Source organism: Chryseobacterium sp. CH25, from assembly GCF_004119455.1.
In the GTDB taxonomy this organism is placed as follows: domain Bacteria; phylum Bacteroidota; class Bacteroidia; order Flavobacteriales; family Weeksellaceae; genus Chryseobacterium.
In genome coordinates this window covers 1-2513 of sequence record NZ_NRQT01000021.1, presented here as the reverse complement: position 1 = coordinate 2513, position 2513 = coordinate 1, and the positions used below count along the sequence as shown (strand labels likewise).

Sequence of the window (2513 nt, the reverse complement as noted above, 5' to 3'; positions counted from 1 at the left end):
AGAGATAGATTGGAAAAACTCATCAGAAGACGTATTTAAAAGATACAATTACGAGTATGATGGTCTGAACCGATTAAAGAATGGTTTCTACTCAGAACCCAATGCGACCAACCCTGGCAATGGTAATTTTGATGAATATCTTACCTATGACCTGAATGGGAACATCAATACTTTAAAAAGAAAAGCAATTCCTGTATCAGGACAAACATCAGCTTTAGTAGATGACCTTGAGTATAAATACACAGGAAACCGTTTAAATCAGGTGATAGAATCAGCGATGAATGATACAGGATATGAAGGTGGCAATAATATAATAGACTATGATGCGAATGGAAATATGACCACTATGAAGGATAAAGGGATTAATACTATTGCCTATAATCATCTTAATTTACCCAATTCTTATTCAATCGAAAACAAAAACTTTGGACTTACTACGTATATAGATTTGAATTATCTTTACCGTGCAGATGGTACTAAGCTGAGAAAAATCTATTCAAGTAGACCTATAAAGGGTTTAACGAGCTATACTACAACAGATTATTTGGATGGGTTTCAATATTCATATCAAGAAGGAGGGGGAATATGTATAACCTGTCGTACAGAATATGCTTTTGAAGAACAGGCCTATGGCAGAATTAGTAATACCTTTCCTGATCTGGGAGAACCCCCAATCTGGAAACTTGATTTTGTACCCACTTCAGAAGGCTTTTACAGTTTCACAGAAAACCGTTATATTTACCAGTATAAAGATCACTTAGGAAATACCAGAGTAAGTTTTGCTAAAAACAGCGCAGACGTTCTTGAAGTAACAGATACGAACAATTATTACCCATTTGGATTAAACCATATCAGTGAGTTTAAAGGTCTTTTAGGTGGGTATTTAAATTACAAGTACAATGGCAAGGAGTTGCAGGAGACAGGAATGTATGATTATGGAGCGAGGATGTATATGCCCGACTTGGGAAGATGGGGCGTTGTTGACCCGCTGGCGGAGAAAGGTGTTAACCTTACTCCATATCGCTACGGTTTTAATAGCCCCGTAATGTATACAGACCCATTTGGTTTATTTGAATCAAGAAAAGAAGCGAGGGAATACAGAAGAGAGCACGATATTAGTGGTTCTATTACTAAAAATAAAGATGGTTCATTCTCTATCAATGATAAGACTAATCACGTAAGTTATACAAAAGGCGAAGAGGGTTCTGGAGAAAACTTCAAGAATGATGGTGTTCAAGAGTCCGCCTTGATTACAGCAACTAAAAAGACTGACAACCAACAGCAAAATATTTACTCTCCATTAGGGCAAGGAAATACATTGCTATCTTTTAATGGAACTTATATGTCAGCTCTTTCTGACAGAATGTATATTGGTACGGCTAGGAGAAATACCCCGTTCAATTATTTAGGAACTAATTATTATGGAAATGGTAGAACGTTTTTAAAACAAAGCAATTTAATCAAAGCGGGAAAAATTGTTGGAAAAGGAACGGTAGTAATAGGAATAGGATTAGATATTTATGGTGTTAGTGAACATTATAATAACCCTAAGTCACCAAATGCTGTTCACCCTGCAAAAGCTGGTCTAAATACAGGAATGGCAGTTTATGGTTTAACAGGTGTTGGAACGATTCCATCTTTATTATATTTTGGTGTAGATTCATTCTATCCTGGAGGTTGGGAAGGAGCTGCTGAAACAGCAGCAAAAACAGAGAATAATGAACGTGCAATGACGGGACATTCACTTTTCAGTAATTCAGCATTAAAACAATAGTTATGTTTTTAAAGAGTTATTACTATCTATTTTATAAATTATATAAATTTTGGGAATATATATCAGTTCCTAGGTTTTGGAGCGATGTTAAAGCTTCATTATCTATAGATTTGCTTGTATTATTTGCCGTTTCATCAGTCTTTTTTTATTTTGACATAAGCTTTGGAGATAAAAGTGTCTTTTTAGTTTGTTTGATATTAATGTTGTTTGTTTCCAATTATTTTCTTTTAAAAGAGACTGTTTGGAGAGAATATATTGATTATTTTGAAACACTTCCGAAGAGTAAAAATAGAAAGGGAGGGATATTGGTTTGGAGTATTATATTATTAATATTATTGAGTTTTGTACACTCAATATATTGGATGGACCAACGTGCTAGAAAAAATCAAACAGGACCTTATTCTAAGGAATATTTAAATAACAAAGCCACTTATTGAGTGGCTTTGTTATTATAAAAATGCTTTGCAATTTAGTTTGTTTTAGAAAAGCATCCAGGAGAGCGAAGACATGTTGTCTGTCGTTCTCTTTTAGTTTTTGTATATCTAAAATTTTAGCGACAATATTTTTATCCATTAGAATATCCGTAGACCCTACGAGATAATCCAGAGACACTTCCAGGGCTTCTGCCAGCTGTGTGGCCATCTCAATAGATGGTTTTACTTCCTCACGTTCATATCTACCGATGACAGCACCGTGAACACCTACAAGTTTGCCCACTTCGTCCTGCGACTGAACCGTT

At 35.1% G+C, this 2513-nt stretch carries 3 protein-coding genes; 2 read left to right on the top strand and 1 reads right to left on the bottom strand.

What is annotated here, in order from left to right; all coding sequences use genetic code 11:
- Together BOQ64_RS22685 and BOQ64_RS22680 are read left to right on the top strand one after the other, a co-directional pair.
- The coding region (locus tag BOQ64_RS22685) for an RHS repeat-associated core domain-containing protein (protein ID WP_164975871.1) at positions 1 to 1774 on the top strand (1774 nt) is incomplete at its 5' end.
- Between the two features lie 2 nt (positions 1775 to 1776).
- Positions 1777 to 2211: a hypothetical protein gene (locus tag BOQ64_RS22680; RefSeq protein WP_129059432.1), complete on the top strand. Its 435-nt coding sequence runs from the start codon at positions 1777 to 1779 to the stop codon at positions 2209 to 2211.
- Here the strand turns inward: BOQ64_RS22680 and BOQ64_RS22675 are convergent.
- Positions 2177 to 2513, bottom strand: a 337-nt coding sequence (locus tag BOQ64_RS22675) for a helix-turn-helix domain-containing protein (protein WP_164975870.1), incomplete at its 5' end; no start/stop codon positions are given. The two genes, BOQ64_RS22680 and BOQ64_RS22675, sit on opposite strands and share 35 nt — an antisense overlap.

Coding starts and splice junctions, on each gene's coding strand:
- BOQ64_RS22680 (WP_129059432.1), top strand. CDS start 1,777: ATGTTTTTAAAGAGTTATTACTATCTATTTTATAAATTATATAAATTT.